Annotated in this window: 29 protein-coding genes; 4 read left to right on the top strand and 25 right to left on the bottom strand. The window is 69.1% G+C overall.

The genetic code is table 11. The annotated features are described in order from the left end of the window. Positions 1–5: 5 nt before the first annotated feature. The 20 genes from CP969_RS00520 to CP969_RS34495 all read right to left on the bottom strand — a co-directional run bounded on the left by CP969_RS00520 (position 6) and on the right by CP969_RS34495 (position 16,319). Complete coding sequence (locus tag CP969_RS00520) at positions 6–233, bottom strand: acyl carrier protein (RefSeq protein ID WP_016828437.1); 228 nt, start codon at positions 231–233, stop codon at positions 6–8. After that, positions 230–1,258, bottom strand: a complete 1,029-nt coding sequence (locus tag CP969_RS00515; RefSeq protein WP_004993799.1) for a beta-ketoacyl-ACP synthase 3 — start codon at positions 1,256–1,258, stop codon at positions 230–232. Before CP969_RS00515 ends, CP969_RS00520 begins: the two co-directional genes overlap by 4 nt. Next, positions 1,255–2,262: a 4-hydroxy-2-oxovalerate aldolase gene (gene dmpG / locus CP969_RS00510; RefSeq protein WP_171817553.1), complete on the bottom strand. Its 1,008-nt coding sequence runs from the start codon at positions 2,260–2,262 to the stop codon at positions 1,255–1,257. Before dmpG ends, CP969_RS00515 begins: the two co-directional genes overlap by 4 nt. A 7-nt stretch (positions 2,263–2,269) precedes the next feature. After that, complete coding sequence (locus tag CP969_RS00505) at positions 2,270–3,133, bottom strand: acetaldehyde dehydrogenase (RefSeq protein ID WP_016828438.1); 864 nt, start codon at positions 3,131–3,133, stop codon at positions 2,270–2,272. Between the two features lie 52 nt (positions 3,134–3,185). Then, on the bottom strand, positions 3,186–3,800 hold the full coding sequence (locus tag CP969_RS00500) for a 2-keto-4-pentenoate hydratase (protein WP_223887007.1): 615 nt from the start codon (positions 3,798–3,800) through the stop codon (positions 3,186–3,188). A gap of 410 nt (positions 3,801–4,210) precedes the next feature. Continuing rightward, positions 4,211–4,525 (bottom strand): helix-turn-helix domain-containing protein, encoded by a 315-nt coding sequence (locus CP969_RS00495; RefSeq protein WP_016828439.1) that lies wholly within the window; start codon positions 4,523–4,525, stop codon positions 4,211–4,213. 63 nt (positions 4,526–4,588) lie between these two features. Then, positions 4,589–4,768, bottom strand: coding sequence for a hypothetical protein (locus tag CP969_RS33445; protein ID WP_223887006.1), 180 nt, complete (start codon positions 4,766–4,768; stop codon positions 4,589–4,591). 104 nt (positions 4,769–4,872) lie between these two features. Then, on the bottom strand, positions 4,873–5,199 hold the full coding sequence (locus tag CP969_RS33440) for a hypothetical protein (RefSeq protein WP_223887005.1): 327 nt from the start codon (positions 5,197–5,199) through the stop codon (positions 4,873–4,875). A gap of 74 nt (positions 5,200–5,273) precedes the next feature. Next, entirely contained in the window at positions 5,274–5,729 is a 456-nt protein-coding gene (locus tag CP969_RS00485) for a hypothetical protein (protein ID WP_016828440.1), read from the bottom strand. A 248-nt stretch (positions 5,730–5,977) separates the two neighbouring features. Next, the gene (locus CP969_RS00480; protein WP_016828441.1) at positions 5,978–6,499 is read right to left on the bottom strand and encodes a hypothetical protein; all 522 of its coding nucleotides are present in this window, start codon (positions 6,497–6,499) and stop codon (positions 5,978–5,980) included. Further along, positions 6,496–6,990 carry a helix-turn-helix transcriptional regulator gene (locus CP969_RS00475; protein WP_016828442.1) on the bottom strand — a complete coding sequence of 165 codons (495 nt, stop codon included), beginning with the start codon at positions 6,988–6,990 and terminating at the stop codon, positions 6,496–6,498. The genes CP969_RS00480 and CP969_RS00475 overlap by 4 nt, the downstream gene beginning before the upstream one ends. Positions 6,991–7,097: 107 nt before the next feature. Beyond that, entirely contained in the window at positions 7,098–8,333 is a 1,236-nt protein-coding gene (locus CP969_RS00470) for a cytochrome P450 family protein (protein ID WP_016828443.1), read from the bottom strand. Next, positions 8,300–9,580 carry a cytochrome P450 family protein gene (locus tag CP969_RS00465; protein ID WP_016828444.1) on the bottom strand — a complete coding sequence of 427 codons (1,281 nt, stop codon included), beginning with the start codon at positions 9,578–9,580 and terminating at the stop codon, positions 8,300–8,302. The genes CP969_RS00470 and CP969_RS00465 overlap by 34 nt, the downstream gene beginning before the upstream one ends. Then, complete coding sequence (locus CP969_RS00460) at positions 9,577–10,176, bottom strand: GTP-binding protein (RefSeq protein ID WP_016828445.1); 600 nt, start codon at positions 10,174–10,176, stop codon at positions 9,577–9,579. The genes CP969_RS00465 and CP969_RS00460 overlap by 4 nt, the downstream gene beginning before the upstream one ends. Continuing rightward, positions 10,157–10,483: a DUF742 domain-containing protein gene (locus CP969_RS00455; protein WP_016828446.1), complete on the bottom strand. Its 327-nt coding sequence runs from the start codon at positions 10,481–10,483 to the stop codon at positions 10,157–10,159. Before CP969_RS00455 ends, CP969_RS00460 begins: the two co-directional genes overlap by 20 nt. 26 nt (positions 10,484–10,509) lie before the next feature. Further along, a complete protein-coding gene (locus CP969_RS00450; RefSeq protein ID WP_016828447.1) occupies positions 10,510–10,941 on the bottom strand; it encodes a roadblock/LC7 domain-containing protein in 432 nt (143 codons plus the stop codon). Beyond that, positions 10,934–12,265 (bottom strand): histidine kinase, encoded by a 1,332-nt coding sequence (locus CP969_RS00445; RefSeq protein WP_016828448.1) that lies wholly within the window; start codon positions 12,263–12,265, stop codon positions 10,934–10,936. The genes CP969_RS00450 and CP969_RS00445 overlap by 8 nt, the downstream gene beginning before the upstream one ends. A 184-nt stretch (positions 12,266–12,449) precedes the next feature. Next, a complete protein-coding gene (locus tag CP969_RS00440; protein WP_016828449.1) occupies positions 12,450–14,294 on the bottom strand; it encodes a glycoside hydrolase family 15 protein in 1,845 nt (614 codons plus the stop codon). Between the two features lie 361 nt (positions 14,295–14,655). Continuing rightward, positions 14,656–15,705 (bottom strand): DUF6302 family protein, encoded by a 1,050-nt coding sequence (locus tag CP969_RS33435; protein WP_223887140.1) that lies wholly within the window; start codon positions 15,703–15,705, stop codon positions 14,656–14,658. Positions 15,706–15,740: 35 nt separating this feature from the next. After that, positions 15,741–16,319, bottom strand: coding sequence for a DUF5999 family protein (locus tag CP969_RS34495; protein ID WP_399473995.1), 579 nt, complete (start codon positions 16,317–16,319; stop codon positions 15,741–15,743). A 544-nt stretch (positions 16,320–16,863) separates the two neighbouring features. Here CP969_RS34495 and CP969_RS00425 point away from each other — a divergent pair. Both CP969_RS00425 and CP969_RS00420 read left to right on the top strand, forming a co-directional pair. Then, positions 16,864–17,322 (top strand): ATP-binding protein, encoded by a 459-nt coding sequence (locus CP969_RS00425; RefSeq protein WP_026085590.1) that lies wholly within the window; start codon positions 16,864–16,866, stop codon positions 17,320–17,322. Next, positions 17,319–18,386, top strand: a complete 1,068-nt coding sequence (locus CP969_RS00420) for an aldo/keto reductase (RefSeq protein WP_026085591.1) — start codon at positions 17,319–17,321, stop codon at positions 18,384–18,386. Before CP969_RS00425 ends, CP969_RS00420 begins: the two co-directional genes overlap by 4 nt. A gap of 141 nt (positions 18,387–18,527) precedes the next feature. Here the strand turns inward: CP969_RS00420 and CP969_RS00415 are convergent, their stop codons facing one another. The 5 genes from CP969_RS00415 to CP969_RS00395 all read right to left on the bottom strand — a co-directional run bounded on the left by CP969_RS00415 (position 18,528) and on the right by CP969_RS00395 (position 23,784). Beyond that, positions 18,528–19,265, bottom strand: coding sequence for a 2'-5' RNA ligase family protein (locus tag CP969_RS00415; protein WP_016828454.1), 738 nt, complete (start codon positions 19,263–19,265; stop codon positions 18,528–18,530). A 17-nt stretch (positions 19,266–19,282) separates the two neighbouring features. Continuing rightward, a complete protein-coding gene (locus CP969_RS00410; protein ID WP_016828455.1) occupies positions 19,283–20,641 on the bottom strand; it encodes a hypothetical protein in 1,359 nt (452 codons plus the stop codon). A gap of 86 nt (positions 20,642–20,727) precedes the next feature. Beyond that, the gene (locus tag CP969_RS00405) at positions 20,728–21,195 is read right to left on the bottom strand and encodes a PPC domain-containing DNA-binding protein (RefSeq protein ID WP_016828456.1); all 468 of its coding nucleotides are present in this window, start codon (positions 21,193–21,195) and stop codon (positions 20,728–20,730) included. Positions 21,196–21,222: 27 nt separating this feature from the next. Continuing rightward, positions 21,223–22,227 (bottom strand): asparaginase, encoded by a 1,005-nt coding sequence (locus CP969_RS00400; RefSeq protein WP_016828457.1) that lies wholly within the window; start codon positions 22,225–22,227, stop codon positions 21,223–21,225. 57 nt (positions 22,228–22,284) lie between these two features. Next, complete coding sequence (locus CP969_RS00395; RefSeq protein ID WP_016828458.1) at positions 22,285–23,784, bottom strand: hypothetical protein; 1,500 nt, start codon at positions 23,782–23,784, stop codon at positions 22,285–22,287. A gap of 201 nt (positions 23,785–23,985) precedes the next feature. Here CP969_RS00395 and CP969_RS00390 point away from each other — a divergent pair, with 201 nt between their 5' ends. Further along, entirely contained in the window at positions 23,986–24,885 is a 900-nt protein-coding gene (locus tag CP969_RS00390) for a helix-turn-helix domain-containing protein (RefSeq protein WP_039831387.1), read from the top strand. Beyond that, positions 24,886–25,122, top strand: a complete 237-nt coding sequence (locus CP969_RS00385) for a DUF397 domain-containing protein (protein ID WP_016828460.1) — start codon at positions 24,886–24,888, stop codon at positions 25,120–25,122. Positions 25,123–25,249 lie beyond the last annotated feature (127 nt).

Below are 25,249 nucleotides of genomic sequence, written 5' to 3'. Positions count from 1 at the left end.
GGCCGTCACCTTCCGGCGAGGTGCTCATCGACCAGCTGGTCGAGGGCGCCGACGGTCGTGACCGAGGCGAGGCGGTCCTCGCCGAGGGTGACGCCGTGCTCGGCCAGCAGCAGGTCCAGCTCGGCGATCGCCAGCGAGTCGAGACCGGCGTCCTCCAGGCTCGCCTCCGGGCGTAAGGACTGCTCGTCCACCTGCAGAGGGCCGGTCAGGATGTTCTTCAGCGTCTGGTTCACCGGGCTGCCTCCAGTCGGTGTGAGCGGTCGGGCCGGTCGGCCACGCAGGGCACGTCCGGCCAGGTGAGGGTGGTGGCACCCCAGGTCAGGCCCGCGCCGAAGGCGGCCAGCAGGACCCGGTGCCCGGGGCGCAGTGCGCCATCAGACGCCGCGTGGGCGAGGGCGAAGAGGATCGACGCGGCGCTGGTGTTGCCCAGGCGGGCGATGCTCTCCAGCGCGCGCCCACCGTTGAGGTGGAGCCGGCGGCCGACGGCCTCGGTGATGCGGGCGTTGGCCTGGTGGGGGACGAACCGGTCGACGTCGCCGAGGCTCCATCCGGCCGCCACCGCGGCCTGCTCGGCGGCTTGGGACATGTAGGTGACGGCGTGCTGGAACACCTCCCGGCCGCGCATGCGCATGAACTGCCCGTGCGGGACGACCAGGGCGTCCGCGTGGCGGCCGTCGGCGCCCAGAATCACCGGTCCCACCGCGCCCGGCTCGCCCGTCTGCCCGCGGCGCACCACGATCGCGGCAGCTCCGTCCCCGAACAGCGCGGCCGTCGTGCGGTCGTCCGGGTCGGTCACGTGTGATAGGCGGTCGACCGTGATGACCAGTGCTCGCTGCGCCGCGCCGTCGGCGACGAATCCCTTCGCGACCTGGAGGGCGTAGGGCAGGCCGGTGCAGGCGGCCGCGATGTCGAAGGCGGGGATGCCGTGCAGGCCCAGGCGCGCGGCGACGTCCGGCGCGGTGGCCGGCATTCGGTGGTCGGGGGTCGCGGTCGCCAGGATCACGACGTCGGCCGTGTGAGTCCCCGCGGACTTCAGCGCGGCCGTGGCCGCCCGGACGGCGAGATCGGCCGTCGAGGTGCCCGCGTCCGCGCGCCGCCGCTCGACGATCCCGGTCCGGGTGGAGATCCAGTCGTCGGCCACGCCCAGGCGCTGGGAGATCTCCGAGTTGGGGACCAGAAGGTCCGCCTGCGCGGTGCCCAGGCCGCACAGCACGGCAGCGAGGGGACGCCGGCTGCCACCGACGGCGGGCCCGGTCATGACGCCACCTTCAGGTCGCGGACGACCTCGTCGATCAGGTCCTCCTGCCCGGCCACGACCTGGCGCCGTCCCAGTTCGGCGAAGACCTCCAGGGGATCCACGCCCGCGGCCCGGGCGGCCGCCAGTACGCGCGGCTTGAATCCGGAGAACACCCCGGCCAGACCCGAGGCCAAGGCCACCGAGTCGATGACCGGCGGCCCGGCCATCAGATGTTCGTGGGCAATGTCTGCCGCGCGCAGCAGCGCCGGCAGGTCGATGCCGGTCTCGTGCCCCGACCGGTGCAGCACGGCGACGAGGACCTCGAGGGACGTGTTGCCCGCGCCCGCCCCGAAGCCTCGCGCGCACGCGTCGATGACGCGGGCCCCGGCCTCGACAGCGGCGATCGAGTTCGCCACGGCCATGGACAGGTTGTTGTGCCCGTGGAAGATCACCGGCACGTCCACCGCGGCGGCGATGGCCCGGATGCGCTCGGTCACGTCGGCGGGCAGGTAGTGTCCGGCCGAATCCATGATCCCTACCACCTGCGCCCCGTATTCCGCGGCCCGCCGGCACTCCTCGGCGAGCCGCTCGGCACTGGTCATGTGGCTCATCAGGAGGACGGCCTGTGCCTCCAGGCCCAGCTCGCGCACGATGCCCAGATGGCGGCGCATCACGTTGGCCTCGGTGCAGTGCGCAGCGATCCGCACCACGTCCGCGCCGCAGTCGGCGGCCTGGCGGATGTCCGCGCCGGTTCCCCAGCCGGGGACCATGAACACGCCCATCCGGCTGGTGCCCGCCGTCAGGGCCTGCCGGACGGTCTCCAGCATCGTTGTGTCGTCCAGACGCGCGTGTCCGATCTGCCGCGAGGACGCGCCGAGCCCGTTGCCGTGCCCGACCTCGACCACCGGCACACCGGCCGCGCTCGCGGCCATGGCGTACGCCCGCAACTGCGGCACGTCGAGCTGGTGCTGCACTGCGTGCTGCCCGTCGCGGAGCGTCGCATCGTGGACGGTCACCTGCGAGATGTGGCCGCTACCCACGGCGTCCCACCTCCCGGGAGCGCGCGTAGCGCTCGGCCAGTGTCACGGCGGCGGCGTTGATGATCTCCACGTTTCCGGCGTAGGGCGGCAGCCGTCCTCCTTGTGCGGTGACCGTGACGGTTGCCCGCACCAGGTCGTCGGCCACGGACAGCGCACTCACCTCGTAGCCGGGGGCGTACTGGCGCACGGCGGTGGCCGCGGCCTCGACCGCGTCGGCCAGCGCAGTGGGTTGGATGCCGTGCGCGCATGTGGTGATCTGCGCGCGGAAGGCCGGTGCGGGTAGGGCCGGGCTGATGGTGGCCAGCACCTTCGCCCGCGTCGCGCCGGTCAGCCGCTCCATCGCGTATCCGGTGGTAGCGAGGTACTCGTCGAGGTTGTCCCGCGTGGCCGGGCCCACGCTGGCCGAGGCGACGGTGGTGACCACCTCGACGTCCTCGACCCGCTCGCTGTTCGTGGCTATCGCGTCCAGCACTGGGAGGACAGCCTGCCCGCCGCAACTCACCAGGCTCAGATGGCGGTCGGACTCCGCCCGGACAGCGTTGACCGTCGGGGTGAGCATGCTGCCGCCGCTGCTCGGTGTGAGATCCACCAGCAGCACGTCGGCCGAGGCCAGAGCGGCCCAGTGGGCAGGGTGCGCCTCGGCCGAACTTGCGTCGAAGACCACGTCGACGCCCGCACGGGCCACCGCCGCGATGCCCTCGGTGGAGACTTCACAGCCCAGCTGAGCGGCGCGGCGCAGCGCACTGGCGCTGCTCTGCCGGCTGGCCACCAGTTCGCAGCGCAGCACAGGCGAGGCGTTCAGACGCTCGGCCAGGTCGAGGCCGAGCATTCCGGCGCCGATCACGGCCGCCTTCAAGCGGGGCGCTGCGTCCCCACGGCCGGTGACGGATTCGAAAGGGGCAATGACGCTAGGCGACATGGAGCACCGCCTGCGGAAGACGGGCGGAGCCGGCCGCCACGGTCTGCCCGGCGCTCAGCGGGAGGCTGGCGTGCACGGCCCCGGCCAGCACGACGTCACCGGCCCGCAGTCCCGTACCGCAGGCGGCCAGCCGGTGCACCAGCCAGGCCACGGAACGGATCGGGTCACCCAGGATCGCCCGGCCGAACCCGGAGGCCGCTACGGCACCGTCCACCGTGAGGGTCAGATGCTCTCCGCCCAGCTCGGGCACCAGTCCCGCTACGGCCGCGCCGAGCACGAACCGCCCGCAGGCCGCGTTGTCCGCCACGCTGTCGACGAGCGTCAACCCCTCGAACCCGTACCGGCTGTCGATGACCTCCAGGGCGAGGAACGTGCCATCAACCGCGTCTCGGATCGCCTCCTCGCTCACGTCTGCACCGGCCAGATCGCTCCCCAATCGGAAGGCGAGCTCACCCTCGACGCGCGGCGCCACCAGGTCACCGAGACGCAACTCGCCGTCCGTCTCCACGGCCATGTAGTCCAGCAGCAGCCCGGAGTCGGGCTGGTCGATGCCGAACTGCTCCTGCATGGCCGCCGACGTGAGCCCCACCTTGTGCCCGACCACGCGCGCACCGTCTGCAGCGCGAAGCGCCGCCCCGTGCCACTGAATCCGGTAGGCGTCGTCGAGCGCGATCTCGGGCCGTCGGCGGCTGAGCAAGGACACCGGCTGCCGCGCAGTCTCTGCGCTGTGCAGGCGCCGGGCTTCGCCGTCCCACCACGGCGACACGGCGCCTTCCGTGGGCTGAGTGACGACCGATCCTGGGCGCGGGGGCGAGTCCGCGGGGGCGAGCAGTGCCTCCAGGAGCCCCGGTTTGCTATCGGTTCTCATTCGTGCAACTCCCTGCTTTGGAGCGGGTATGCGTCACTGCTGAGTCCACATCCCACCGCGTGTCCTCAGTGGTGGGCAGGGCTCGCGGAGGGGCCTGCGGTTCGCGGAGGGGCTCGCGGCAGCCGCGGCTCCAGCCGGTGGATGTGTCACCGGCGGGTGCTCCGGTCACCTCGGTGTGGCCCCCAGAGGCTCCAATCCGCGGCCACCTGACGGATCTTGTGGGCCGGTGTGCCGTAGGCATCCAGCAGGGCGTGCGCACTCGAGACGGGCAGCACGGTCCGGGCCGTCTCCAGGATGCTGATCCGGCTGGCTGAGGACTCGATGACGTTCCCGGACTTCATCTGGCTCAGCCCGACCCGCGTTCGGTGGTGGCACATCAGCGCGCCGACCAGGACAGGCGGCAACGGGAGGGCGTCACAGGACGGTCCGCACGGCGTGGAGGCAGCTGTGCTGGCCGCCATGAGTGCACCGTCGTCGCTGAGAGGGGTGGGGCGCGCCGGGGCGTCGAAGGCCGTGTCGTGCGGTCATGGCAGCTTGGTCCACGAAGCGGCCTCCTTCTTGGCCGATGCCGCGGGCAGTACGGGCACTTCCGTCGCGATCAGGGCGTCGAGACCGTCTGCGCGGCACGTATCTGCTGTCAGCAGGACGACCGCTCCGCCGGGCGAACTTGTTGCTCCCAGACGGTCCCACTCCCATTCGTTCATCAGGTGATTGATGAAGTCTTTGCCGGCGTGGTCGTGGTGAAGAGGGACGGCGCACGCAACTCGGCTGTAGCCACACAGGGCGGCGTAGTGGCGGGCCCAGATGGTCAGGAGCCAGTCGAGCCTGTACTCGGCGCCTGGAGCGGTAGCGACGCAGGATATCCCCAGTGTCGGCTGAGTGTTCCCGAAATCCGTCCATGACGGCGTGGCCAGCGCGGCCGATCGAGTTGGAGGCAGGCGACGAAGGCGTTGGCGTGGGTGTCGACGAGGACGGCCATCTCGCGCTCGTCGCGCAGGGCCTCGAGTATCGGCCGAGCGCTCTCGGCGGGCAGGTTGCGCTTGCGGCGCCAGGTCATGACCTGGACGCCGAGCATTTCGTACTCAGCACGTCCGTTCAGGTGACGGATCCGGTACGGAGGTGCGGCGGGGTGCATGGAGTCTCCTGCGGGAAGAGAGCTTGGAACCGGCCCGGGGAGGGTGCCGGGCATGCTTGTGAAGGCGTTGTTGGTCACCGGCTGACCCCGGAACGCCTGGTGGTACGGCGCAGAGTGCTGGTGCTGCCGGGCGGACTGGTGAGGGCGTCGTTGAGCACTTCGGCATGGGTGTAGCCGACGCCGGGCGGCGTGTGCCAGTGCAGGTCGGGGCCGACGGTGACATGAGCGGCGGGAATCGTGAGGCGTGTGTCGGGCCGTAAAAGACGTATCCCGTGACGGGCCCACGGCCCGGGCCGGATGGTGTCCGGGTCGAGCAGGATGTGCCAGCTGCCGCTGTAGGGGTCGGCGAGCACCGGTCCGCGGCCGCCGGCGGCCTGCAGTGCGGCGATCAGCGGGGGCGCGAGGGCCGCCGGGAGCCGTACGGCGTCGAAGTGCTCGCCGCACCCCCAGGTACGCAGCCCGCCGGGCGGTGGTACCCAGGGCGGCAGGGTGAGGGACGACAACTCGTGCGGGAAGGACGTGGGCGGCATCGATGGGGTCCTTGTCGGATCGGGACGGCAGGAGGGCAACGGACAATCTCGAAGTCCCGCGGTTGAGGGGCCGACAGCGGTGTTGTGGCCGCCGGAGACTCGCGTGCTCGGCTGTGGCGAAACGAGATGGGTGTTCTCATGGCGCTCTGACCGTTACCGGCTTGCCCACGGAACGGAGATCGCCGCGGACAGCGCCGGTCTGGCCTCGGCGCGCAGCCGCAGACGGACGACGCGCTCGCCGGTCGGGCTCAGCCCGGCCGACGAGGGGGTCTCCCACCCGAGGTCGCGCAGGACTTCAGCAACCACTGGTTCGCTTCGTTGACAGGCCCGGGATTGCACGGCACCTCGCACCACACCCACATCAGCCGATTGCTGGCCGCATGGTCGGCGAGCCACAGGGTGAACAGCCGACCGACCTGGCCCGACCCGACTGTCGCCGGGTCGAGATAGACCAGAAACCCCGGATCCCGGCCGTCGGCGCCCCAGTGCCGCGTATCCGGATCTGTGCGCAGGACGAGGGCGCCGACGAGAATGCCGTCCTCGTACAGCCCCAGAGCCCCGGGATCCTGGAGAAGATCCCTGGTGCGGTCGACGGAGACGTCAATGCCTTGACCAGCGAGTAGACGAGCGCGGTCTTCGGCCAGGGCCGCAGCTTCGGCGCGCGCAGCATCGGTGCCAATCGGAAGCATCTCGTACACGGGCGCGGGGGTCCTGCCGCCCGTCAGCGGCTGCAACCGGCCGCCGTCGTTGACGGTGCTCTGATTGCTCACCGGACCGGCTCTTCCATGGTCGTTATCACGGTCGCAGGCTGAGAGCCCGAGACGCGGCCGAGGATCCCCCACGCATGTGCGAGACCCACCAAGTGGGCCGCGTTGCTCGCTTTTCCCTGGGCCACGACGGCGTCGACCTCGGCGCGTACGTCGTCGGCGGGCACGCCGATGGCGTTCCCGATGTCCGCGTTGCGGGAGTGCTCGGCGATGGCCCGGATGACGGTCAGTTCGTGCTCGGTGAAAACCGGAACCGGCCCGTTGCTGACCGGCGGGGGGACCTCCCGGGCGGCGAGCAGGGTATGGACGAGGACGCTGCGCGAACAGCCCGGGCACCCCATCTTCTTGCGGGCCGCGCAAAGGTGGCTGGCCACGCCTCCCACGGACAGACAGACCTTCTGAGCGATCGCCTTGTTGGTCAGGCCGTAGACGAATCGTGCAGCTACACGTTGCTGGTCAGCGGTGAGGGCCGTGGTGGGCGGGGCGGTGGTCATCTGGAGTCCTGAGTCGACGATGGTGTGACGCGGTTGCGGGGTGGTGGAGGTGCGTCGGGCGGGGACGGCGTCCGCCGTCCCCGCCCGGCGTAGGAGCGATGCCGCTCCTACGCCGCGGCGTGCAGCACGACGGGCAGAGTGGTGACGTCGTTGCCGATGAAGGAGCGCTGCGGCTTGAGGTCCTCGTCCCTGCAGGCGAGGGCGATCTGGGGGAACCGCTCGAACAGGGCCGGGAGCGCGACTTCGGCTTCGAGCTTGGCCAGCGGGGCTCCCAGGCAGTAGTGGATGCCGTGGCCGAAGGCCATGTGGTCCTTGTCCTCCCGGTCGATCCGGAAGGATTCGGGGTCCTCGTGCACCTCCGGGTCGCGGCCGTGCGCACCGAAGGCGATGATGATCGCGTCGCCCTTCTTGATGACGACGTCCTCGCCGAGGTCGATGGCTTTTGTGGCGTACCGCAAGGGCAGGTACATGATCGGCGGGTGCAGCCGGAGCGCCTCGTCGATCACGTCGCGCCAGCGGCTCGGGTCGGCCAGCACCGTGGCCAACTGGTGTGGGTGGGTGAGAAGTTCGCGGACGGCGGCGTTGATGAGGGCGACGGCCGTTTCGCTGCCGGCGCCGATCATCAGGATCAGGGTGGAGATCAGCTCGGTGTGGCTGAGTCGGTCGCCGTCCTCCTCATGGGCGGCCAGCAGCAGGCTGGTCATGTCCTCGCCCGGGGTGGTCCGCTTGACGTCGATGAGCCGCTGCATGACCTGGCCGAGGTCGTGTCTGGTGGCCGCGGCCTGCTCCGCGGTGACGTCCGTGGCGAGAACTGAGTCGATCACGCGCAGCATCTCGGGCCGCTGGTCGGCGGGCACGCCGAACAGGTCGCAGATCAGGCGCGTAGGGACCCGATAGGAGAAGTGGGCGCGCAGGTCGAGCGGCGCGGTGCGGTCCTGGCGCTCCATGTCGTTCAGGAGGTCGGTGACGATGGCCTGGAGGACGGGGCGCATCGCTTCGACCCGCCCGGGCGTGAAGGCCCGGCTAACCAGGTGGCGCAGCCGCTTGTGGTCCTCGCCGTCGGAGGTGAACATGCTGACCACGTCCACCCAGGAGTACAGCCACGGTATGGAGCCGGGAATGTGGGACGGCCAGGACCTGCGGGCGTCCTTGGAGACGTGCGGGTGAGTGAGGAGCCGCTTGGCGACGTCTCCGCGGGTGACCGCCCATGCGATGACGTCGTCCGGCATGCGGACCCGGACGGCCGGGCCGGCCGCGCGGAGTTCGTCCGCCTGGGCGAACAGGCGGCGGCCGCCGCTGCTGTCGAGGGTCACGGTCGGTGCGGCGTCGGGGCTGCTGGCCACGAGGTACCTCCTGCGAGAGCAGTGACGGGAATACGGTCCGGGGACTTGGGGCGGAAGGTGACGTGCATCGCCTGCGGGCACTGATGGAAGGGGCCGTGCCGCAGCGGGGGGTCGGGGTTCTCGTCGATCAACGCCATGTCCCAGAGCTGATCGAGGATCGTCTCGACTGCGGTCTGCACGATCGTGGTGGCCTGGGAGATGGCCGGGCAGCGGTGCGGGCCGGCCGACCAGGCCAGGTGAGCCCGGCTGTTGTAGTCGAGTCCTTGCGACAGTGAGGGGTCGGTGTTCGCCGCAGCGTGCGAGATGAGGACCGGAGTGCGGGCCGGCACGGGCACGCCGTGGAGGTGGGTGTCGAAGCGGGCGAAGTGGACGGAGAAGTTCGCCATCGGCGCACGCTCCCACAGTGCCTTCTCAAGGGCCCGTCGCACGGTGAGGGTGCCGGCGGCGAGGCTGCCGGCGTACTCGTCGTCACGCAGGAGCAGGTGCAGGGTCCAGGCCGTACAGGCGGCGACGGGGATGACACCTGCGCCGACCGCGCAGAAGAGCTGGTTGAGGGACTCTTCGTCGTTCAGCGACGCGGCATGGTTGATCATCCAGGAGGTGAGGTCCTGGCCGGGGCGCTCGCGGCGCAGTTGGATGAGTTCGAACAGCAGGCCCGCGAATTCCGCAGCGCCCTGGGCCGCTTCGGGGCCGGCGCTGATAAGGCCCTGACAGGCACGCACCATCCGGCCGGTCATCTCCGGAGGGCACCCCAGGAGTTCGGCGAAGACGAGCATGGGCACCACGTCGGCGAAGTCGCTCATCAGGTCGGCCCGGCCTTGGCCGATGACGCGAGCGATCAGCGTCAGCGCGCTGCGCCGGGTGATCTCCCGGAGCCGGTGGGGGTCGATCCGGGCGATGCAGTCGTCCATGGCCCAGCGCAGGCGCGCGTGCTCCTCGCCGTCGGTGTAGAGGACGGAGGGACGCCAGGCCATCATGCCGAGCACCGGACTGTCCTGCGGGACTTGACCGTTGGCCAGAGCCGCCCACAGGCGTGAGTCCTTGGAAAAGGTGGAGGTGTCGTTGAGGAGGGTGATGGCAGCCCGGTGCTGGGTGACGACCAGGGCGTGCACATGGGGGGCGATCTCGGCCCATCCCACGGGGCCCTGGGGGCGCAATTGCTCGTAGACGGCCTTCGGACTGGTGGCGAACGCGGCGCCGTGCAGCATGGGGCAGCCGCGGGCGGAGAGCGGGGGAGGCGTGGTCATGAGGCGGGCTCCAGGCTGGGGCGGGACAGCAGGTGGGAGACGAGCGCTATCAGGGGCTTCTTGGCCGACTCCCTGCGCCGGACGTCGCACTCGACGAGGGGTGTGGACGGGTGGAGATCCAGGGCCTGCCGCAGTTCGGCTTCGCTGTAGCGGGGGGAGCTGGCGAAGGTGTTGACCGCGACCACGTAGGGCAGACCGGCTTCCTCCATGCGCCCCATGGCGTCCCAGGACTCGGTGACCCGCGCGGTGTCGACCAGGACCACGCCGCCCAGCGCGCCCTGCATCAATTCGTCGACCATGAAGCTGAACCGGGGCTGGCCGGGTCCGCCGAAGAGGTAGAGCACGATGTCGTCGGTCAGGGTGAGCCGGCCGAAGTCGAGCGCGACCGTGGTGGTGGTCTTGTCCGACAGTCCTCGCAGGGTGTCGACCGCCTCGCCGGCCTTCGTCATGCGCTCCTCGGTCGAGGCCGGCGTGATCTCGGACACGGCTCCGACGAGGGTGGTCTTGCCGACGGCGAACGGCCCGAGAACGACGATCTTCACGGACTGGTCGACCCCGGGCGCCAGGTAGCGGCCCTCAGAGCTTGTGGAGCGCATCGAGAATCCTCTCCAGCAGATGTCTGTCGCTCTGCTGAGCGGCGGGGACGGGGTTGCGGCTGATCAGGTGGCCGCTGTCGACGAGGGAGGCGACGAGAACCTTGGTCACGGCGGCCGGGAGCTGCAGGTCGGCGCTGACTTCAGCCAACGCCAATACGCCGGGCAGGCAGTGCTGCATCAGCCGGTGAGAGTGGGCGTCCAGCCCAGCCAGGGACTTGTCCGGATCGGCGATGAGGAGCGTGGCCAGGTCCAGGGTGCGGCGGGTAGGCGCGGCCCTGCCCCCGGTGGGGGTGTAGGGCCGCACCATCCCGGCACGCCGCCGTCCGCGGGGCGTCACGAGGCCCTGGCCCGCGTTCGGGCGGACAGCGCGGGGGCCAGGCCCTTGATGGTCTTGATGGTTGCCGCGGACGCGACCGCCACCTCGGGTTCGGTCATCTCCGCGCTGACCGAGACGGCGAGTACGGAGTTGTGCCCGGCGCCGAAGACGAGAACGCACGAGTCGGGAAGGTCGATGATGATCTTGCGGGGGGCCTCGCCCGCCGGCGTCTGGGCGAACTCGGCGATACCGCGGCCCAGCGAGAACAAGCTGCAGGAGCTGGCGGCGACGCGGTCGGCCACGTCGCGGTGCAGCCCCTCGGAGTGCGCCAGCACCAGGCCGTCAGTGGTGAACAAGACGGCGTGCAGGACGTCCTTCTCCTGGGTGAGGCGGGTGAGCACCCAGGTCATGTCGTGGGTGTCGGCGGTCGGCTGCTGCTGCTCAGACATGGGGCTGGTCTCCCTCGGCGATGTGCGTCTCGGTGTCGTGGATGGTTCGCCCCAGGTGGGCGAGACCGGCTGAGAACGTTTCGGGGTCGTCGGTCGGCGTCGGCGCGCTGTCGCGGGCGGGCGCCGTAGGCAGGGGGGCGCGCCGACGCCGCTGCGGTAGTCCCCCGGTGCCGGTCCCCTCGGCGGGCGGGGTGTGGGCGTCTTCGGTGGGTGCGGGGGATCCATGGGGGAGGGGGGCCTGGGTGGTGGGGGCCATGGCCGCATGCCGATCGGCCTGAATCTCCTCGTCGGTCGGGCCGTGCCCGAACAGCTCCCGGGGGATACGCAGCACCGCGCGAACACCGCCGTACGGGGAGGTGCTGGTGACATCGGCGGCGAAGCCGTACTCGCTGGCAAGGCGGCCGATGACCATGAAACCGAGCTGGCCGGTGTCCTGCACGGTGGTGACGTCCAGTACCTCGTGCTGCGCCAACTGCCGGGCGGCCTCCTCACGCTGGAAGGCGTTCATGTTCAGGCCGCCGTCGTCAACGACGATGCAATACCCGGTCTGAAACGGTTGCACCTCGACGAAGACCTTGCCGTCCGAGTACGCGGTGGCGTTGGAGAGCAGTTCCGTGAGCGCGACGGTGACCGGCTCGACGACCCGGCCCTCCAGCCAGGTCTCCCCGGTGCTCTGTTCGTACGTGTAGGCCACCCGCAGGTAGTCGTTGATCCGGCCCCGGGCTGATTCCACGACCTCGCGAACGGTGCAGTCCGCGCGCTGTGCACCGGGCCACGAGCCGGTCAGGATGCGCGTGCGCTGGAGGGTGTGCAGAGCCTGGGTGACCAGGTGATCAATATTCATCAGGCTCTGGTGGTAGGCGGTGCCGTCGGGGTGGCGTTCCATCTCCTGAACGGCGGTCATCTGACAGCGGTGCAGCCGGGTCTGCGCCTCGTCGATGACGTCCCGCACCGAGGACCGGGCCGCACGCCCGATCTGCTCGCGCGTGACGGTCAGGGCCTCCTGCAGTAACCGCCTTATGCCCTGGTGCGCCTGGTCGATGGTGGTGCCGACGAGCTCCTCCTGGTGGAGGCCGGGAACCGGCACGCCGCGGTGCCCGCGGGCGAGGACGTCCACCAGGGCGGGCATCGTCACCTCGGCGAAGTGCCGCACTTCGGTCTCCAAGGCGGCGGCGCGCGCTCTGGCGGCATCGCGCTGCTGCTCCAGCGATGCGCCTCGCGCAGCCAGGGACCGCTTGCTGCGGGTCTGCGCTATGAGACCAGCCGACGTGACGACGAAACCGGCGCCGAGCAGAGCGGTCGCGGTCACCTGTGGATCGAGCATGGGATGTCCTCACACGTGGGGGTGGACTGGGGGCGGCAGGCAGCGGCGCCGGTGCCACCGGCGGAGTCCGCCGAAAGAGGTCCGGCGGCCCGGGTGGAGTGCATTGGCCATGCGCGCCGGGCGATGCCCAGGTGGGCGTGCGCGCGTGAGGCGCGCAGGCGCCCAAGGGGCTTCCTCGGTCTGCTCACGCGGCCATCACCGGCACGGCCGCCGCCTTCCGCAGCTCGCTTAGCAGCACAGCACTGTTCGCGAGCCCGAGCATCGAGTACGCCTGCGGGTAGTTCCCCAAGTGTCGCCCGGTCACCGGGTCGTACTCCTCGGCGAGCAGGCCCAGGTCGCTGCGCAGCGTCAGCAGCTGCTCGAACAGTTTCTCGGCCTCGGTCAGCCGTCCGGTGAGTGCGAGCGCGTCGACCAGCCAGAACGAGCACAGCAAGAACGCCCCCTCGCCGCCCGGGAGTCCGTCCAGTCCGACGTTCCGGCCGGCCGTCGGGTACCGGTGGACCAGGACCCCGTCGGGAGCAAGTTCTCGTCGGACGGCGTCCACCGTGCCGACCACGCGCGGGTCGTCGGCCGGCAGGAATCCCGTGTGCGGCAGCAGCAAAAGCGAGGCGTCGAGCTCCTTCGAGCCATACGACTGGGTGAAGGTGTTACGGACCGGGTCATAGGCCTGCTCGCATACCTGGGCGTGGATCTCGTCACGCAGGCGCACCAGCTCGTGCACATCACCGCCGAACACTCCTTGCTCAGCAAGGCGGACAGCGCGGTCGACTGCCACCCAGCACATGATCTTGGAGTGGGTGAAGTGACGGCGGCCGCCGCGGACCTCCCAAATGCCGTCGTCGGGCTTGGTCCAGTGGTCGCGTACATAGTCGACGAGCTTCAGGATCAGGCTCTCGGTGTTCTCACACCGTGCAACACCATGCTCGTGAGCCAGGGTGAGCGTCTCGATGACCTCACCGGGCACGTCCAGCTGGAGCTGGTCCACCGCCTCGTTGCCGACGCGGACCGGGCTGGAGCCTTCGTACCCGGGCAGCCACCCCAGCTCCCGCTCGGGCATGTCCCGGCGACCATCGAGTCGGTACATGATCTGCAGGTTGTGCGGGTCGCCGCCGAGCGTGCGCAGTAGCCACTGCCGCCATGCCGCGGCTTCGTCGCGGTAGCCCGTCCGCAGTAGCGCGGACAGGGTGACCGCGGCGTCCCGCAGCCAGACGTAGCGGTAGTCCCAGTTGCGCACCCCACCGATCTCTTCGGGCAGGGAAGCGGTGGGCGCGGCAACGATCCCGCCGGTCGAGGCGTGGGTGAGCGCCTTCAGGGTGATCAGGGAGCGGACGACAGCGTCCCGGTACGGGCCGTCGTAGACCAGCTGCTGGACCCACTCTTCCCAGAAGCGGCGGGTCAGGGCGAGCGCTGCTTCGGCGTCGGGGACCTCGGGGGCCGGGGCGTGGGAGGGCTGCCAGCTCAAAGCGAAGGCGACGCAGGCGCCGGCCCTGACGGTGAACGCATGCTGCACGACGCCGTCCTTCTCCGCCCCAGGGACGGGGGTGTCCAGCCAGAGGGAGTCCGGCCCGGACACCGCAGCTGTACGTTCCCCCTCGTCGTAAATCCACGGCAGCCTGCTGCCGTAACCGAACCGCGGGGACATCGTCGACTTCATCTCCACCGTGCCGCTGACACCCTCGACAATCCGGATCACCTGAGGGGCGTGCCCCTCCCGGGGCGGCATGAAGTCCAGGACGCGGACCGTGCCGGTCGCCGTGTCCCACTCGGACTCGACGATGAGCGTCTCCCCCTGGTACCGGCGGCGATCAGCGGGCGGAGCGGTCGCACCCGCGGGAACGGCGGGGGCTAGCCGCCAGAACCCGTGCTGGTCCGTACCGAGCAGGCCGGCGAACGCGGCGGCCGAGTCGAAGCGGGGCAGGCACAGCCAGTCCATGCTGCCGTCCGGGCAGACCAGAGCAGCGGTCTGCATGTCGCCGATGAGCGCGTAGTCCTCGATGAGCGCGCGAGCGCTCCTGCGCAGGGTGGTCATGGGGTGCGGTCTCCGGTCGTGGCGAGTGCGGCGTAGACATGGGGTCGGTTGAGCCAGGGGTGCATGCTGCGCGACTGGCTGAATGCGCTTGTGGGCTTTGGCCGAGTGGGTTCAGAACAGGTCGCGCGGCGCGGATGCCGTGGTGTCTGTGGGCTCCGGTCGTCGGGATCGCCGACTCGTTCTCTGCCCTCGAAGGACAAGGACGGCCATGGCTCCGACGACCAACCCCACGATGATCAGTCCGGTGCTGGTCACCGCGACCTCGGCACGGATCCGGCGTAGACGACGATGAAGATCGCCAAGGCGAAGGTGACCATGCGGAGGTGGTGGCGGTTGGGGCGCCATGCCCGCAGACGTCTGGTCATCGGCTGGGAGCTAGGCACAGCAGAGCTCCCAGCGTTGGGGGGTGGGTGTCCGCATGCGGTCCCGCGTCCGGCTGAGCGCGTCGTGCAGGGCGTCCGCCGGGGTGGTGGCAACTGGAACCGGCTCCGGTCTGGTCACCCACAGGCCCGAGCAACTGCGGAATCCGTCGGAAACGCACCGCCAGGTCTTTGCGCCGGGTACGCAATCGGAATGGGCAGCCCTCCACCGGTGGACCGTGTCGGACTCTACGGGCACGAGGAGTTTCTGGTGCTCGAGGCAGCACCTCAGCGGGCCGACGACCGTGCCGCCGGCCACCAACGCGTCGATCGCCGACAGCCCCAACGCCAAGCCCACGCGCACGGTGTCGTGGACTCTCGGAAGAGCGACCGGCGGTTGCTCGCCGAACGCGACGTGCCACAGGTGGCGACTCCATAAGCTCATGGGGACTGCGCTCCAGTAGGGGGTAGTTCCATCGTGGGGACGGATCGTGAGACGGAGTGTTCTGGTGTCGTGCCGTAGCGGGGGTGGCCGATGCTGCATCAGAACGTGGACGGGCGCCGTGGCTGTCAGGCGTGTACGGCGCCGGTCGGGACGACGGTCCGGGGAGGGGGCGGTCGTCCCGGCAGTAGCTCGAACGAGGGAGGCCAGCGTCCCGGGTCCGAACTGCGCCCCCATGTCCAGCGGGGGCAGTAGGGGAGTCAAAATTCCCGGGCTGCTCGCGCAGGCCGTGGAATAGGCGCCGAGCCTCTGGGCTCAGGTCATCCGGGAGCGGCTCGCCCCAGCTGACGAGCGGGCCGCTACGGGTGAGCAATCCAAAGTTCGGACTCCCGCTCAACGCCTGAACGGCCTGTTCGGCGCACCTGCCTTCGATCATGTGAAGGTGGCCGCCTCGTCGGTTGAATCCAGCTGGTACGGCAAGGAGAGGCATCCGGTGCACCGCCACCGCCACCGCGTCACGCAGGAGCTCGACGTGCACGAGCTCGACGTGCACGAGCTGGGACGCCCAGTACTCAAAGTCGCACGCATCCTCCGCGACGAGGAGCCGCACAGCCAGCGGATGGGCCGGAGGCGGGAGCGTCCGGATCACGACGTCACCGCCGTGCACGGAGTCGCGGCGAGGGGCATCGACCGCCGCGGTCCGATGACCTTACCGGCCGGCAGGAGGCACCCGGTGTCCTCGAAGACGAGTACGCCGTTGCACAGCTCGCTGCAGCCGATCTCAAGGTGGCGAGCACGCACACGTGCAGCCTCGCGGTCGGCGGCATCGGCCGGCGGGCACTCGGGCCGGTGCCCACACACCAGACCGGCGGCGACCAGCTCGCTGATCACCGTCTTCACCGCCTCTGCCAGGTGACGCAGGTGTACACGGGCCGCCACGTACTCCGCCGGTACGTCGGTGTCAGCGAGTCGGCGGGCTGTCGCGAGCGCCTTCTCGATGGCCGGGCATCGACCGGGAGCGGCGTAGCCCAGTTCCATGAGGTGGCCGCGCAGCCTGAGGACCAGGTCGTCAATGTCGCGTTCGCTGTCGAGAAGAGGGGCGTCCTCGTCGAGGACCAGGCTGATGGTCTCCGTGGAGGAAGCAACGGATGACCGGGGGGAGCCGGGGGGGCGGTTCGGAGGTTGACCGGTCAGGGGGGTGCGAGACAGCGAGATGAAGCTCACGGGCGCCCCCACTGCTTGCGCAGAGGGCCCGCCATGCGGGCACAGCCGCCGCTTCCGGAGTCGTGAGCACAGCGCTTGGGCGGCTGGCGGAGGATTGGTGTGGTTCGTGCGCTGCTGGATCTGTCCGCGTGGGGGGCTCGCATAGTCCCGACGGTCGCTGCCACGCCCAGGTCCGTGCGGACTGCCGACGGGGAAGTCATCGCGAAACTCCTCGGCGAATCGGGGAAGGGGCCGCCGGAGCCTGCCGCACCCAGAGGGACAGGGAAGGCAGGCTCCGGCCTCACACCACGGTGACGGGAATTGCTCCGCACCGATACGCCAAACCGTGGTCACTTCGTGGCCACTTCGGCTCCGATGAGGTATCGACGGACGGTGGTTTTGTGATGTTTTGGGCGCTCTCTTCAGGTCGTAGGAGTTTGCTCTCGGATGGAAGTGACGAAGGAGTGGCCACGGTTTGGCGTACCGGTGACGCCGAGCTTCCGCCACGGTGGAAGCGAGCCGATTCCGGCCACGCCGCAGGGCGTCTCGATGCGAGGAGACGAGGGTGCCCCCGACAACTGCCGAACTGGTGCATGACCGGAGCCTCGGAGACCTGTTGGTCCACCGTGAAGTGGTGCTCGACGGACTCGATGCTCCGCAGCGCGCCGCCCGTACCGCCCTGGCCGACGTCCTGGCCGGCAAGTCGGAGAATCAGCTCTTCGACGCCATGCTGGTGGCCAGCGAGCTCATCGCCAACGCCATCCAGCACAGCAGCGGTGCGGTCCTCATAAGGGTCGAGGTCTACGAGCTCGGTGCGGCGTTGGGCGTCGTTGACCGCGGGGTCGACATCACTGCCGTCCCTGCCTGGCCTTCGAACTCCTCTGTTGACGACAGGACGGTGGCTGTAAGCGGGCGCGGCCTGTTCATCGTGGACAGCCTCGCCAGTGCCTGGTCGGTCGAGGAGGCCGAGAACGGAAAGATCGTCATCGCCATACTCACCCTTCCGGCAGGCCCTCGTCGATGACCGCTTTTGACCTCACGCGACGTCATCTCGGCCGAGGACTCTTCGTCCATCCGCTCGGCGTCAACTGCGGCGCCATCGGCCTGTCACAGGGAACTGAGTCAGAAACGGACGACGGGCGCTTCCTCGATGGCCTACGCCGCGCCGTCGAACTCGGTGCCAACCTCCTGGACACCGCTGACTCCTACGGCGCAGGCCGAGCTGAACGCATGCTGGGTCGACTCTTGCGCGAGTACCCGAACAACGGCCTTCTCGTCAGCAGCAAGGTCGGGCGAATCCGCGGATCGGCACCACATGCGTACGCCGATCGGCACATTCACCACCAGTTCCAGCAAACCCAGGAGAACCTCTACGTGGAGGAGCTGGACCTCTACGTCCTCGATTCCTGGGACTTCGGCCCACAGGACCGATACCTGGGCACCGCGATCGACCAGATGCAGACCTTGCGTGAGCTGGGGGCGATTAAGGCCATCGGGATGCGGGGCCCCTACACCCACTACGGGGCCACGTCTGAGGAACGCACCGCCTGCGTCCAGCGGTTCCTCTATCTCTTCCGTCTGATCAAGCCGAACGTCGTCTGGACCCGTTTCAATGGCCTCACCCCTGCCATCCAGGTCGAAGGCGAGAGCCTGTTCGACTTCACCGCCCGGCACGGGGCCGGCGTGATCCTTTCCGCGCCCCTCGCCCATGGCCTGCTGACCGGAAAAACCGTCCCGAGTTCCATGCCGCGTCTGGGACCGCGCGATAATCCCGCCAGCGCCAGGATCCTTGCTCCCGCGGCCCTCGACACGATCGCTGCCGGCTTACAGGAGTTGCGAGCCCACTTCGGGGACGCACCCGGAACGCTCACACGCCTGGCGCTTCTGTCTTCCCTGCAGCAGGCCGACCACTGCACTGCCGTCGTCGGTTTTACCAGCGAGGCACAGATCCAGGAGAACTTCGAATGCTTGAACGGTCCGGCGCTCACCGCTGATGAGCTGGGCTTGCTCGACGAGATCTTCGCCCGCATCCGCACGGAGCTGGAGCGGACATCGCAAGGACGACCAGCCCACGAGGCCAGGGTCTGAAGCCTCCCACCGGGGCCTCACCCGCTGGCGAATCGAAAAAGTCCTGCAGGCCAGCGCTCGCTCCTCGCGATTTCGCGCGCCGGCACGCATTCGAGCTCTGGCAACCCGTCCTGCCCAGCCAGTATGCCCTTGGCCCGGGCCCTACGGGGAAGCAGTCGACAGAGGCGTCACGGGCGGCAGGCGAAGCGAGCGGGCGGTCTCCCACCGGTAGGTCCTGCCCTGGCGGCGCAGCTCAACGAGATCCACTGACCTGATGGCAAGAGCGACCGGGGGGAGTGAGCGGAGTTGTGCGACCGCGTCGACAACGGGCGCCGCCGACCGTTCCTGGTTGTTGTAGGCGACGCCCAGGTGGGGGCGGAACGCGCTTGTCGGTCGGCCGCCGGGGACGCGAGCCTGGCGGCCGCAGGCACTGAGGGCGGCGTGGAGGTGGATGAGTGGTCTCCATGGGGAGAGGCTGAACCGGACGGCGCCTCGTGAGCCGGCGAGGGGGTGGGCGAGGAGTTGGAACTCGCTGACGGGCATCTTCTCCGCCAGGTTAAGCAAGCGCTCAACCTGGGGCTGTGATACCTGGTCGACGGCGCCGACACGCAGCATGGTCACGTGCAGCCCGTCGGCGGGGACAGGGTCCATACCCAGGTGCTGGAGAGCTTCCTGGCAGTGCTCCGCCCGGTGCAACAGTTCGGCACTGTTCGAGAAGGTCAGCATCCAGTAGTACGTGCGCTGCTGGTTCGACCATCCAGGTCGATCCCAGTGGTTACTCATGCGCTCGACCGCCTGGAAGGAACGCCAGTCGTGCTCGACGATCACCGCGGAGTCGTCGAGGTCGGCCGGTGGTGCGCAGGGGAAGGCCCCGGGGTCGACGTCCAGCTCGGGCGTCACATGGCTCCTCAAGGTCGTTATGGTGCGATCTGTGCGTGCGAGCCGACGGCGATCATTTCGGCTTGCGGCTGTGATCGCCAGGCGCGCAGTTCCTCGGCATAGTCCCCTACATCCGGCTCGTCGTGCCACCGCTCTGCGCTCTCGTAGAGCTCGGTAGCCCTTTCCCAGACCGACTTGATCGGCGGGGTGGTGCCAGCCCTCAGCGCACGGCGGCCCAAGGCCATGGCGTGCTCCACCTCGGGGGAGCTCTGCTTGAGTAACGCGGATGCCACGTCCAGGCCGACCAGGGCACGACTCCACTCGGAGTGTGATTGCTCGACCAGGTCCTCGATCTGTTCAGCGTGGGTCAGGACCTCGGCCGTATCTCCGAGTGAGAGGCGGGTGGTGACGGCGTTGGCGAGTGTTCGGGCCATGGAGTAAGGCTCGAAACTGATGCACGAGGTCAGTCCGTCAGAGAGTGAGGATTGCCGGTCAGACAACTCGAAGGCTTGTCCGATGGCCTGCTCGGCCCCACCACGGTCGCCGAGGCGGGCCAGTGCACGGGATCGGCCGTTGACGAGCAGCCTGATCGCCTGGGCATTGTCGGGTGCCAGCGCGATGCCGGCCGCTGCGGCGTCGTCGGCCTCCAGATAGCGCTTGTGGTAGTACAGGCCGAGCGATCGGGTACCGCTCGCCCACATCTCCATAGAGACCTCACCGACCTCTCGGGCCAGGGTCTCCGCCTCCGTGCAGTACGCGTCGACCACGTCGAATCGAGCGCCGGCGTTGACAGCCATGTATCCAAGGAGCCCCGCTGCTTGGGAGGCGAGCCGGAAGAGCTCTGCCCGCACGCGTGGAGGTTGCTGGCCGGCGAGCATGCCGTGCAGCATTTCCCGGATAACCCGAGCTTCACCCGCCAAGTGCTGCGGCCCGAGGGCCTCGTAGCGGGTCACGATGCTGGCGATCGACTGGGTCACCATCGTGAGAACGGGAGTGTCGGCGTTGGTGGTGGTCAGCCTGTGTGTCTGCGCGACGATGGCCAGCGGATCATCGAAGCTGGCAAGCGTCGGCGCGAGGCCGGCAGCACCGGTGCTCACGGTCATGGGCGCCAGGGCGCCGGGATCGACGTGCTGGAAGAGCCGCTCCGGCGACATGTTGAACATGCGCCGCAACACGAGGTAGGCCTCGCGGCGGGGAGTGCCCTTGAACGCGCCCTTGCGGCCCATCCACCGGTCGAAGGTGCTGCGAGAGACAACAACCCGCGAGAGCCGCGGGTCACCCTCCTTCTCGGCCGCGCGAGCCGCGGCCTTGGCGAAGTGGATACAGAACTTCTCGTACGAGTCCCAGTGCTTTTCCTGCACCAGGAGGGCGAACCGTGTGGTGCTGGCGCTGGTCAACTACACCCCTCCTCGAGGCGGCGGTTCGGATCGGCGGCTCGTGACCTGACGCGAAGGCAGATCACCATGCGGCCCGGCTCGCGGCATCAGCCTGCCGCGCCGAAGGTCAGCAGCGGTACGTCGTAGAGCGCGGGGACACGCGGGCGGGTGACTTCTGGGGTGGTCCACTCCTCGATGACGAGCTCGGTGATGAACTGGACGGTGCCGCCCAGTAGGTGGCTCGTTCGCCCGTCGGCGGAGGCGGCCTTGAGGCTGGCGGAGACGTGAATGTGCGGAGCGACCCGGTTGTTGGCGGAATCCCAAGCAAGGGTGCCACCTCCGAGCACCTCCAGGGTCTCCACTTCGATCTCGTCCCACAATGGGCGCTCCGGGTGCTGCAGCGGACCGCATGTTCCGACCAGCCGGACACGGCTGAAGCCGCCGATGAGGGTCGGAATGTGGCCGGCCCGGATGCCGGTGTCGCGGCAGAAGTCGTCCAGGGCGGTGAAGAAGTCCTCGCCGTCGTCGAAGGCGACGGCGAACCTCCGGCCGGTAGTGATCTCGGTGACGCGCATGAGGCTCCGATCTGGTGTCGTGGCGGGTCAGCAGTGGGCCGCGAAGGCAGCCCGGATCGCAGACGGATCAGCGCCGGAGCGCAGGAGGGCCAGTAGCAGCAGCCGGGCCTTGCGTGGTTCCAGCGTGCCGCCGTTGATCAGGCCGCGAGCGAGGAGGTCGGTCTCGGAGCCTGGACCGAAGTCGTAGGTGCTGGTGAGGATGCTTCCGGCGCCGGTGCGAGAGGTCAGGACAACGGGGAATCGGTCGACCAGGTCACCCAGCCGCTGCGCCCATTTCTTAGGGACGTGTCCGGCGCCGAAGGCCGCGACGACCAGTCCGTCCACGTGGTCGGCGACGGCGTCGAGGAGAGCCCCCTCGCTGCCGAGGGTCGCTTCGACCACCTCCACAGAAGCCCGGTGGACCAGGGGCAGCTCGAGGCGCTCTGGGCGCCGCACCGTGAAGTGGAACCGCGGTTGCCCTTCCACGAGGTGCCCGATCGGTCCCGCCCCAGGCGAGGCGAAGGCCGACGTGCTGGTGCTGTGGACCTTTTGGACGTGCCGGGCGGTGTGCAATGCATCGGCGAAGGCGACGAGCACTCCCAGATCACGCGCTTGGGGGCTCACTGCGGTGCGTACGGCGGCGAGGACGTTGGCCGGCCCGTCAGCGCCGGCCATCTGCGGGTTGCGCATGGCGCCGGTAAGGACGACGGGAGCCTCCCCGTCGTACAGGAGGTCGAGGAGGTAGGCGGTCTCCTCCAAGGTGTCGGTGCCCTGGGTGATCACGAACCCTGTGGTGCCTGATGCCGCGTGCTTGTTCAGCAGTTCGGCCACGGCGGCGATGTCGTCGACCTCAAGCCACGCTCCGGGGATCGTCCGGAAATCCTGCAGTTCCAGAGCTGCTTCCTCGGCGAGTTCCGGCACCGCGGCAACGAGGTCCCCGGCCGTCAACCGGGGAGTAACCCCGGTCCGACCTCCGCTGGCAGCCATGGCGATGGTCCCGCCAAGCGAGAGGATCAGAACGGACGGGAGCGGTACCCGGGAGGTCGAGTCCACGGAGGCTGCCTTTCGAAGAAGCGGATCAAGCGGAGTACGGGTTCAGCGTCGGGGCTCTCAACGCTCCGGAGCAAGGGAGCCGAGGAACTGGAACACGTCGTCCAGTGCCTCCACGGCTAGGTGCCGACTGCGGGGCCGGACGATGCTGGCTGTCCCGCAGTCGCTCAGCTCGCGGCACCGCGTGACCAACCACGCCCAGGGGATTTCCAGGTAGCCAGCCAAGGAGCGTAGACGGGCCTCAAGGTCGGTACCCCGCATCACGCTGTGGTTCTCGGCTTCGCCGAGCGCCTCGTGGTACTCACGCAGAACGGGACGCCTTGTGATCGTGTCGACTGCCCAGATCGCCTCGGTACGCACCCAGTTGGCGACGACGGCTTGCTTTCCAGGGACCAGCGCGAATCCGTCGACGTCGGAGTACTCCGGCTTGGTCAGGACGGCGGCCCGGATCCCCCGGAGTTCCATCAGGGTGATCGCCAGCAGGAGCAGGATCCGCTCGTACCTGTCGCTGCGGTTCACCTCGGTCTCCGGGATGCAGAACGCGCGGGGCAGGGGAACTGGTCCGTCGGCGTACCGCGCTGACAAGGCCTTCAGGTAGTCGTCCTTGTGGCGGAACCAGAGCCATGCGGCGGCCTGCTCGCCGGTTTGCTCGCGTGTCCAGAACACCGGTGGGTCCGTCAACCCGTCAAGTCGGCGCATGATGTGCTGGGCGCAGAACGCGGAGCCAAGCCACTGTGTGCCCGCCTTCGTGAGGTCAGGCAGGGCCATTCGGCTGGGAGCCGATCGCGGAAGGGAGAGGTACGTCTCGAGTACCTTCTGCTCTTGGTCGAGTGTGAAGTCGTCCGCTAGAAGGCCGTCGTCGAACTGGATCAGGGACCACAGCAGTCCGTATGTGAGGTCGTCCAGCAGGTGGGCGGCGGTCAGGTCGAGCGTGCCCCGAGCTTCGGCGATGGCCCTCGCGCGGCGGGCGTTTGCGGCGTCAACCACGTAGAGCCGTGGTGCCCCCTCCCGTTCGTCCACGCCCACCAGAAAGCCGCGACGGGCCGGACGTAAGAGTCGGTCCAAGGCGTTGGTATCGGTCACGTCGACGTGCGTGGTAGCGCCCGAACGAGTCGCAGGGCGGAAGGTGACAGCGACACTCGTGCCGCCCAGGACCTGGCGGCCGGCGAGCTCCCACGAGTCGGCTGTCTCGCCGGCCGAGCGGAACAACCGACTCGTCGGCCAGCGCTCCGCCATCAAGGTAGCGGCGCGCAATTCCCCACTCTCGTGTACGGCGGCTTGCGCCCGCACGACGTCCGGGGCGGGGCTGAACAGATCTGCGCACGGGTGACCGAACAGATGCTCCAGGATCAGCGCCGTGTCCGGCCAGGGGCGCCCGCACCAGTCACCCTTCGCCCACCGGTCGAAACTCTTCCGTGACACCGTGACCTTGGCCAACCTCGGAAGGCCGGTCTCGTCGGCCAAACTGCGAGCTGCTCGTTCGAACTGCAGGCAGAACGCGCTCCACCGGTCCCATCTGCGCTCCATGAGCAGAATGCGGAACAAGGTGGGGCGAGGCATCGGCACAGCCCTCCTCGGACAAAGGTTGAGCGAGCAGTGGTCGCGCAACGAGCGGACGTGCCCACCAAGCGCGACATCAGCGGCACGGATTGTGACCCCGGCCAGGATGCTCCCCAGACTGTGTCTTGCGCAACGCAACCTAGAAAATTGCTGCATAGATTTAGTTGTCGCGACCCTCGTCGAACCGTCACACTGGCCAGCATGCCGGACGCAAACGAGGCTCCCTGGTCGCTGACCCTCGCAGAAGTGGGCAGCCGCCTTGAGGAGTTGAGGGAGAAGCGGGACCTCACGCTAGGTGCCGTCGTTGAGCGCCTGCGCGCCTGCGGCATCAAGACGAACATCTCCTCGCTGAGCCGGATCGAAGGAGGAAAGCGGCGAACCGTCCCCCGCGAACTCACCGAAGGGCTCCTCGACTGCTACGGTGCGGATGCCGATGAACGCCGGGACATCCTCGGCCTGCTGAGCGTGGACACAACACCGGCCGGGCGCCGGCGTCGGCCTGCTCTCTGGCGGCGGCACGCGGCGCTCCTCGGGCCCATGCAGTTCGAGGGCTACCTCAAGCTGGAACCGCGGGCATACCTCCTGCGCAACTACCAGCCGCAGATCATCCAGGGCCTTCTGCAGACCCGTGAGTACGCCCACTGCGCCATCGCCAGCATACGGCCCGACCTCAAGCCTGCCGACGTCCGCGGGCTGGTCGACGTCCGCATGGACCGCCAGCAGAAGATCGCCGCCGGCGCTCTCCACGAGTTCCAGGCCCTGATCGAGCAAGGCGCGCTCCGCCGCCAGGTCGGCGATCGACAGGTGATGCGCGGACAGCTCGAGCGGCTTCTCGCAGCCTCCGAGGAACGCCAATTCTCCATCCGCGTCGTTCCCGACAGCATCGGGTGCCACCCTGGACTGGCCGGTCCGTTCGTGCTGATGAGCTTTCAGGAGATCACGCGCGACGTGCTCTGGGTGGAGACCATGAAGCGTTCGGTGTACTTCGACGAGGCACAGGACGTGGATCCCTACACCGAGGTCTTCACCGATCTGTGGGAGCGGGCTCTGGACCCCGCCGACACACGCGTCCTCCTCAAGGAAATGATCAAGGAGCTGTAAGTGACCAACCGCAAGCCCGACCCGTCCGAGCTCGACCTGACAGACGTCGTCTGGAGGGTCTCCTCACACAGCGGCGGCGGAGGTGACTGCGTCCGGATCGGCACGAAGGACGGCTACCTGCTGGTAGGCGACTCGAAGAACCCCGACAGGCTGCCGCACGTCTTCACCCCAGGCGAGGCCAGGGCGTGGGTGCTCGGTGCCAAGGACGGCGAGTTCGACGACCTGCTGGACATGTAGCCGTCCCATCCGGTGCGGCGGTGACCGGGGGAGAGCTTTCGGCCACCGTCAGGGGCGCTGGGGTACTACTGATCAAGGAGCCGCCGCCGAGCTGCTGGGCGGCGGCCTCTACGCCCGCCGCCACGGC

Origin of the sequence: Streptomyces viridosporus T7A (assembly GCF_008704515.1) — a bacterium.
Classification (GTDB): domain Bacteria; phylum Actinomycetota; class Actinomycetes; order Streptomycetales; family Streptomycetaceae; genus Streptomyces; species Streptomyces viridosporus.
The sequence above is the reverse complement of the archived record's forward strand: the minus strand, read 5'-3'. Positions and strand labels throughout refer to the sequence as shown.

Bases quoted from the DNA above. Each gene is read 5' to 3' on its own strand.
- CP969_RS00515 (WP_004993799.1), bottom strand. From the start codon at position 1,258: ATGACCGGGCCCGCCGTCGGTGGCAGCCGGCGTCCCCTCGCTGCCGTG.
- CP969_RS00495 (WP_016828439.1), bottom strand. From the start codon at position 4,525: ATGGCGGCCAGCACAGCTGCCTCCACGCCGTGCGGACCGTCCTGTGAC.
- CP969_RS33445 (WP_223887006.1), bottom strand. From the start codon at position 4,768: ATGAACGAATGGGAGTGGGACCGTCTGGGAGCAACAAGTTCGCCCGGC.
- CP969_RS33440 (WP_223887005.1), bottom strand. From the start codon at position 5,199: ATGCACCCCGCCGCACCTCCGTACCGGATCCGTCACCTGAACGGACGT.
- CP969_RS00485 (WP_016828440.1), bottom strand. From the start codon at position 5,729: ATGCCGCCCACGTCCTTCCCGCACGAGTTGTCGTCCCTCACCCTGCCG.
- CP969_RS00475 (WP_016828442.1), bottom strand. From the start codon at position 6,990: ATGACCACCGCCCCGCCCACCACGGCCCTCACCGCTGACCAGCAACGT.
- CP969_RS00465 (WP_016828444.1), bottom strand. From the start codon at position 9,580: ATGACCACGCCTCCCCCGCTCTCCGCCCGCGGCTGCCCCATGCTGCAC.
- CP969_RS00460 (WP_016828445.1), bottom strand. From the start codon at position 10,176: ATGCGCTCCACAAGCTCTGAGGGCCGCTACCTGGCGCCCGGGGTCGAC.
- CP969_RS00455 (WP_016828446.1), bottom strand. From the start codon at position 10,483: ATGGTGCGGCCCTACACCCCCACCGGGGGCAGGGCCGCGCCTACCCGC.
- CP969_RS00450 (WP_016828447.1), bottom strand. From the start codon at position 10,941: ATGTCTGAGCAGCAGCAGCCGACCGCCGACACCCACGACATGACCTGG.
- CP969_RS00445 (WP_016828448.1), bottom strand. From the start codon at position 12,265: ATGCTCGATCCACAGGTGACCGCGACCGCTCTGCTCGGCGCCGGTTTC.
- CP969_RS00440 (WP_016828449.1), bottom strand. From the start codon at position 14,294: ATGACCACCCTGCGCAGGAGCGCTCGCGCGCTCATCGAGGACTACGCG.
- CP969_RS00420 (WP_026085591.1), top strand. From the start codon at position 17,319: ATGACCGCTTTTGACCTCACGCGACGTCATCTCGGCCGAGGACTCTTC.
- CP969_RS00405 (WP_016828456.1), bottom strand. From the start codon at position 21,195: ATGCGCGTCACCGAGATCACTACCGGCCGGAGGTTCGCCGTCGCCTTC.
- CP969_RS00395 (WP_016828458.1), bottom strand. From the start codon at position 23,784: ATGCCTCGCCCCACCTTGTTCCGCATTCTGCTCATGGAGCGCAGATGG.
- CP969_RS00390 (WP_039831387.1), top strand. From the start codon at position 23,986: ATGCCGGACGCAAACGAGGCTCCCTGGTCGCTGACCCTCGCAGAAGTG.